This window comes from Nocardioides sp. (genome assembly GCF_036401255.1).
GTDB lineage: Bacteria > Actinomycetota > Actinomycetes > Propionibacteriales > Nocardioidaceae > Nocardioides.
Genome location: NZ_DASWVI010000357.1, coordinates 1 through 6,695, shown reverse-complemented (window position 1 = coordinate 6,695; position 6,695 = coordinate 1). Strand labels below are relative to the sequence as shown.

The 6,695-nt window shown below is 75.0% G+C and carries 4 protein-coding genes; 1 reads left to right on the top strand and 3 read right to left on the bottom strand.

Translation table 11 applies throughout. The features are described from left to right. A partial coding sequence (locus tag VGD85_RS16555) for an FAD-binding protein (RefSeq protein WP_331064538.1) occupies positions 1 to 638 on the bottom strand: 638 nt, incomplete at its 3' end. Positions 639 to 835: 197 nt separating this feature from the next. Between VGD85_RS16555 and VGD85_RS16550 the strand changes: the two genes are divergently transcribed. Continuing rightward, positions 836 to 3,478: an EAL domain-containing protein gene (locus VGD85_RS16550; RefSeq protein WP_331064537.1), complete on the top strand. Its 2,643-nt coding sequence runs from the start codon at positions 836 to 838 to the stop codon at positions 3,476 to 3,478. A 6-nt stretch (positions 3,479 to 3,484) separates the two neighbouring features. Here VGD85_RS16550 and VGD85_RS16545 read toward each other — a convergent pair whose 3' ends face one another. Together VGD85_RS16545 and VGD85_RS16540 are read right to left on the bottom strand one after the other, a co-directional pair. Continuing rightward, the gene (locus VGD85_RS16545) at positions 3,485 to 5,647 is read right to left on the bottom strand and encodes a PAS domain S-box protein (protein ID WP_331064536.1); all 2,163 of its coding nucleotides are present in this window, start codon (positions 5,645 to 5,647) and stop codon (positions 3,485 to 3,487) included. A 196-nt stretch (positions 5,648 to 5,843) separates the two neighbouring features. Beyond that, a complete protein-coding gene (locus VGD85_RS16540) occupies positions 5,844 to 6,620 on the bottom strand; it encodes a prepilin peptidase (protein ID WP_331064535.1) in 777 nt (258 codons plus the stop codon). Between the last annotated feature and the right edge of the window lie 75 nt (positions 6,621 to 6,695).

Below are 6,695 nucleotides of genomic sequence, written 5' to 3'. Positions count from 1 at the left end.
AAGCCGGCCACCTCGACGCGTGAGCTGGCGACGCCGCGGTCGACCGAGCTGGGCTCCAGCACCTGGCCCTCGACGCCCACGCAGACGCCGTCGGTGACGATCAGGCCGTCGACCCGGTGGCGGAACGCCAGGCGGAGCCGCCCCGCGGCGGCATGCTCGCGGACCCGCCGCTCGAACGGCTCGACCACGCCGGGGCCGGTGCCCCACGTCAGGTGGAAGCGCGGCACCGAGTTGCCGTGGCCGTCCGCGCGGCCGTCGCCGCGCTCGGCCCAGCCGACGACCGGGAACAGCCGGTGGCCCATCGCCCGCAGCCAAGCGCGCTTCTCGCCGGCCGCGAAGTCGAGGTACGCCTCGGCCCACGCGCGCGGCCACCGGTCCTCCTCGCGGTCGAACTGCGCGCTGCCGAGCCAGTCCTGCGTCGCGAGCTCGTGGGAGTCCTTGATGCCCATCCGGCGCTGCTCGGGGCTGTCGACGAGGAACAGCCCGCCGAGGCTCCAGAACGCCTGGCCGCCCAGCGACTGCTCGGGCTCCTGGTCGACCAGCACCACCCGGCGGCCCGCGTCGGCGACCTCGGCGGCGGCGGCCAGACCCGCGAGCCCGGCCCCCACCACGATCACATCGGTCACATCGGTGTCCACGAGCGGTGATCTTGGCACGTGCACCGCAGAGAGGACGCGGGCGACCGTTCTGCGAGCGGTCTGGACAAGTTCGTCCGTTTTGGTGCGAACCATCCGTCACAACGGCCACACTGATCGTCGACCTCGGGCAAATGGCTTGGGAGGGCCACCGAGGTGCCGAAGTGGGTCTCGGAGGGAGTCCTGTGTTGAACGGAGCGGTGCCACCGTCGCTCTGCCCACCCGCGGTGCTGGTCGTGACCGAGGAGGCGGCAGAGAGCAGCCGCGTCGCCGCCTGCGTCAACGCCGCCGGGGACCAGCTGCTCGCGACCCACGCACTCACCCTCCCCGCCGCGCTCGCGGCGCTCGCCAGCGCCACCTTCGACTGCGTGCTCGTCGAGGTCGGCGCCCCCGACGTCGCCGCCGCCGAGACCGCCCACGCCGTGCGCGGCCGCGCCGGCACCGCCGCGATCGTGCTGGTCGTCGACGACGACGGCGTGGTGCCGGCCTCGCTCGACGACCTCGCCGACCTCGTGCTGCACCGCGCCGAGCTCGCCGGCGACTGGCTGCGCCGGCTGCGGCGTACCGTCGAGCACGCCCGGGTGCGCGCCGCGCTGCGCGATGCCGAGGCCACGGTCAGCCGGCTCTCCGGGATCGTCGAGTCGGTCGCCGACGCGGTGTTCACCACCTCGGTCGACGGCCGGGTCACGACCTGGAACGAGGGCGCCGAGCGGCTCTACGGCTACCGAGCCGCCGAGATGGTCGGCGCCGACATGGCCGTGCTCCACCCGCCCGGCTCCGACGAGCCGCGCCGGATCCGCGCGATGGTCCAGGCCGGGAAGGCGATCCAGGGCCTCGACACGCTGCGGCGCACGCGCGACGGCCGGATGGCCCAGGTCTCGATCAGCGTCAGCGGGATGCGCGGCGAGGACGGCACCCTCGACGGCCTGGTGGTCGTCGCCCGCGACATCAGCGACCGGCTCGAGCTCGAGGCCGAGCTGGTGCGCCAGACCATGCACGACGCGCTCACCGGGCTGCCCAACCGGTCGTTCCTCACCTACCGGCTCACCCAGGCGCTCGCGGAGGGCCGGCGCCGCGACGAGCCCGTCGCCGTACTGCTGCTCGACCTCGACCAGTTCCGCTCCGCCAACGACGTGCACGGCCACCTCGCCGGCGACCGGCTGCTCACCGAGGTCGCCGCCCGGCTCCGGGCCCTGGCCCGCCCGATCGACGTCATCGCCCGGATCGGCGGCGACGAGTTCGTGCTCGTGTGCCCCGACACCGGCGTCGACGCCGCCGGGCGGATGGCCGAGCTCGTCAACGAGGCCATCGGCGCGCCGTTCCAGATCGAGCACCGCACCCTGCGCGTGGGCACCAGCATCGGCATCGCCGTCGCGCCCCCGCTCGAGTGCGACGCCGAGACGCTGCTCAAGCACGCCGACGCTGCGATGTACGAGGCCAAGGCCCGCGGCCGGGCCCGCACCCAGGTCTTCGACCCCGCCCTCGCCCGGATCGCCGCCGACCAGCGGCTGCTGGCCGCCGACCTCCAGGCGGCGCTCGACGCCGACGCGCTCGACCTGCACTACCAGCCGGTCATCGACCTCTCCACCGACCGGCTCGTCGGGGTCGAGGCGCTCTCGCGCTGGCAGCACCCGACCCGCGGCGACGTCCCGCCGAGCACGTTCGTGCCGCTGGCCGAGACCCACGGGTTCGTCGCGGCGATGGACCGCTGGGTCCTCGACCGGGCCTGCCGCGACACCGCGGCCGCCCTCGAGTCCGGCGACCTCCCCGCCGGCACCCACGTCGCCGTGAACCTCTCGGCCCGCTCGCTCGACGACCCCGACCTGATCGACACGGTCGCGGCCGCCCTCGACCGCTCCGGGCTGCCGCCCAGCGCACTGGTCCTGGAGATCACCGAGACCGCGCTCCTGCAGAACCGGGAGGCCGCCCGCACCTCGCTGGCCGGCCTGCGCGACCTGGGCGCCGGGGTCTCGCTCGACGACTTCGGCACCGGCTACTCCTCGCTCAGCTTCCTGCGCGAGCTGCCGGTCACCGGGGTGAAGGTCGACCGCTCGTTCGTCCGCAACGTCGTCGACCGGCCCGAGGACCTCGCGATCACCGAGGCGATCGTGCGGCTCGCCCGCGGCCTCGGCCTCGAGACCATCGCCGAGGGCATTGAGACCGCCGCGCAGCGCGACCTGCTCCGCGCCCTCGGCTGCGGCCGGGCCCAGGGCTTCTGGTGGAGCCCGGCGGTGCCGATGGGCCACGTCTCGGACACCAAGCCACCCGCGCGGGTCACCCGGCTGATGCGGCCCGCCCCGGTCCTGCCCGAGCACGAGGAGCTCGCCCTCGCGGCCCAGCGGCGCGGACCGCGCCGGACCCGGCCCGACACGACCGCGGTGTCCACGGCCTGCTGCCTGCGCGGCGGCCTCGAGGCCGGCCAGGCCTGGCTGGTGCTGACCACCCCCGCCCGCCGCGAGGAGTTCGCCCGCACGCTCGGCCCACTGCACGCCGCCGCCCTCGGCGGCGGCCGGCTCGTCGAGCTCGACGCCTACGAGACGCTGCGCAAGGTCACCGGCTCCGACGGCCGGCTCGACCCGACGCGCTACGAGCACGTCGTCGGGGCGGTGCTCGCCCGCCTCGCCACCGCCGGCACCCAGGTCGGGGTGCACGCGGAGCTCGGCCGGGTCACCCGGCCGCTGCTCAGCCAGCAGGTCTCCACCGAGCTGCGCACCCGCCTGCACGAGGCCGGCCGGCTGGCGCTGGAGTACGGCGACCACACGGCCGACTGCGCCGCGCACGGCCCGATCGCGGACCTGCACACCGCCGACCGGTTCGCCGCCGACGGCTCGACCGCCGGCTAGCCCGGCCTACTCGTCGGGCTCGTCGGGCTCGTCCGGCCCGTCCTGGCCGGCCACGGCCACCCGGCCGCCGCCGATGTGCTTGGCGCGGTACATCGCCTCGTCGGCGCGGCGTACGAGCTCGTCGAAGTCGTACGGCGGCGCCAGGGCGACCCCGATGCTCAGCCCGATCGGGTGCTCGTGGTCGGCGATCGCGATCGGCTCGCGGAACGCGTCGAGGATGCGGTGCGCGACGACGAGGGCCTCCTCGCGGCCGGTGTCCTCGCAGATGATCGCGAACTCGTCGCCGCCGAGGCGTCCGACCGTGTCGGTGCCGCGCACCGAGGCCAGCAGCCGCCCGGCCACCTCGCGGAGCACGGCGTCGCCCTCCTCGTGGCCGAACCCGTCGTTGACCTGCTTGAACCCGTCGAGGTCGAGGAACATCACCGCGGTGCCGTGGCCGTCGAACCGCCGCTGGCGGGCGGCCGCGGTCTCGAGCCGGTCCAAGAACAGATAGCGGTTGGGCAGCGACGTGAGCGGATCGTGCAGCGCCCGGCGGCGCAGGGCCCGCTCGGCGAGCCGGGCGTCGGTCACGTCGTAGATCGACACCAGCGACCCGAGGCGGCCGTCGCGGCTGTTGAGGGGGCGCAGCGAGACCTCGAGGATCCGCTCGCTGCCGTCGGGTCGCACGTGCACGACCTCGTGGGCGGTGGCGTCGTCGTCCTCGCGGGCCTCGGGCAGGCCGAACAGCTGCCGCGGGTCCTCGCCGTACATGTCGTCGACCACGCGGCCCACGATCACCGCCGCGGTCTCGTTGGCGAACATCACCCGGCCCTCCGGCGAGGTCGCCATGATGCCCTCCTGGGCGGTCTCGACCATCGCCCGGTGCAGCGCCTCGGAGAGCCGCAGCGCCTCCTCGGTGCGGACCCGCTCGGTCACGTCGCGCAGGTTGGCCACGATGCCGCCGATGTCGGGGTCGTCGAGGCAGTTGGTCGCGGTGACCTCCACCCAGCGCCACCGCTCGTCGCCGTCGAGCACCCGCACCACCGCGTGCTCTGCGGTGCGCGGCTCGGCCAGCAGCCGGCCGAGCATCCCGGTCACCGTCACGGTGTCGGAGGGGTGGACGTACTCGCGGCCCCGGCTGTTGAGCAGGTCGTCGGGCCGGTAGCGCAGCAGCCGCGCCAGCGCGCCGGACACGTAGGTGATGCGCATCGCGCGGTCCATCACCACCGCGGTCTCCCACGCCCGCCGCGACAGCGCCTCGGCCCGGCGCTCGCGCGCCTCCTCGAGTACGCCGGCCGCGGCGGTGCCCACCGGCTCGACCGGGTCCACGACGTCGACGACCCCGTCGAGCTCGCCGTCCGGGTCGCCGACCCACAGCGCGATGGCGTAGGGGCGCCCGCCCGGCTCCCGCAGGAGCGCGGCGTCGAGGATCAGCCGCAGGTCGCGGCCGGCGGCGTCGCGGAACCGGCCCCGGTGGCTGATCGAGTTGATCTCCCCCGCGCGCAGCCGCGCCAGCCGCGCCGCGACGGCGTCGGTCTCCAGCGGGTGGACCAGGTCGATGAGGTCGCTGTCGGCGAACCACGCCTCGCCGTGGCCGAACAGCTCGCACCAGGCCGGGTTGACCGACTCCAGGCGGCCGCGCAGGTCGAGGATCGCCTGCGGGGTCGTGGCCTGGTCGAAGTGGGCCCGCTGCATCTCCAGCGCCTGCGCGAGCTCGCGCTGCTCGTGCAGTTGGGCGGTCACGTCGCGCAGGATCACGATCACGCCGGTGATCTCGTCCACGCGGCCGTGCACCGGGCCCAGGGTGATCTGGGCCTTGAACGTCGAGCCGTCCCGGCGTACGCCCGCGTCGACGAACGGCTCGACACGCTCGCCGGCGAGCAGCCGGGCGACCGTGGCGTCGCGCAGCTCGCTGCCGTCGCGGGGGAACAGCACGTCCAGCTCGCAGCCGGCGAGGTCGGCGGGGCGCCAGCCGAGGACCTGCTCGGTCGCGGGGCTCGCCCACAGGATCGTGGCGGCAGCGTCGAGCGAGAGGATGCAGTCGTGGGAGGTCGCGGCGATGCTCGCCAGCAACTGACCCTGGTCGATCTCGTGCATCTTTCCCCCGGGCGGCGCCTTGCCCACGAGACCATCGGACCCCGAGGCGAGTAGTACGAGCGGCTCACCGAGCACCGCGCCGTTGCCCGTCATGGTAGTGGTCGGTCCTTCCGCAACTAGAACAAAACTGCAATTTCGCGCCCGACCGCACCGGTCCGCCCTGGACCGGGTTCGACCCCCCTGTCTGGACCCCCCGTAGTTGGAATGGTCATCGGTGGCGCGGCGGCCCCACTTGAGGCCGGTGCAGACGGGATCCTGCTGTGTTGCTGCGGCTCTGCCGAGGCGGGCGTCAGCTGAGGCCGACGAGGCGCAGGTACGCCGCGGCCAGGGGCTCGCCGGCCAGCATGCCGAGCGCGGCGCCACTGAGCAGGAACGGCCCGTGCGGGACCTTCGCGCCCCGCTGGGCGCGCCCGGAGAGCAGCAGCCCCACCCCGACCACCGCGCCGATCACGAACCCCGCGCCGAGACCGATCAGCGCCGGTCCCCAGCCCAGCCAGCCCAGCGCCAGGCCCAGCACCGGGGCGAGCGCGACGTCGCCCAGGCCCATCCCCCGCCCGGCGGTGGCCAGCCAGATGCCGCCGTACACGGCGAGCCAGAGGGCGGCGGCCAGCAGCGCCGGGACGACCGGGTCGGCGCCGTGCCGGACGGTGTCGACGCCGAGCGCGATCACAGTGCCGACGGCCATCGCCGCGGTGATCTCGAACGGCAGCCGGCGATGGTCGAGGTCGATCATGAACAGCGCCACCCCGGCGGCCGCGACCACGAGCGCGGCGGCGGCGTACGGCGTGGAGCCGAAGCGCCAGCCCAGCGTCGCGAACAGGGCGGCGGTGACCGCCTCGACGAGCGGGTAGCGGACCGCGATCGGGGCGTGGCAGTCGCGGCACCGGCCGCGGAGCACGAGCCAGGACAGCACCGGCACGTTGTCGCGGGCCCGCACCGGGTGCGCGCAGGCCGAGCACGCCGAGCCCGGCGAGACCAGCGAGAGGCCCGCGGGGACCCGGTGGATGACGACGTTGAGGAACGACCCGATCAGCAGGCCGAGCACGCCGAAGACCACGGGCACCATGGCCGTCACGGTACGGCCGGGGCGCCGGTCTCGAACCCGCCGGCGAGGGCGTCCCGCTCGGCCGTGCCGAGCACC

Bases quoted from the DNA above. Each gene is read 5' to 3' on its own strand.
- VGD85_RS16545 (WP_331064536.1), bottom strand. From the start codon at position 5,647: ATGACGGGCAACGGCGCGGTGCTCGGTGAGCCGCTCGTACTACTCGCC.
- VGD85_RS16540 (WP_331064535.1), bottom strand. From the start codon at position 6,620: ATGGTGCCCGTGGTCTTCGGCGTGCTCGGCCTGCTGATCGGGTCGTTC.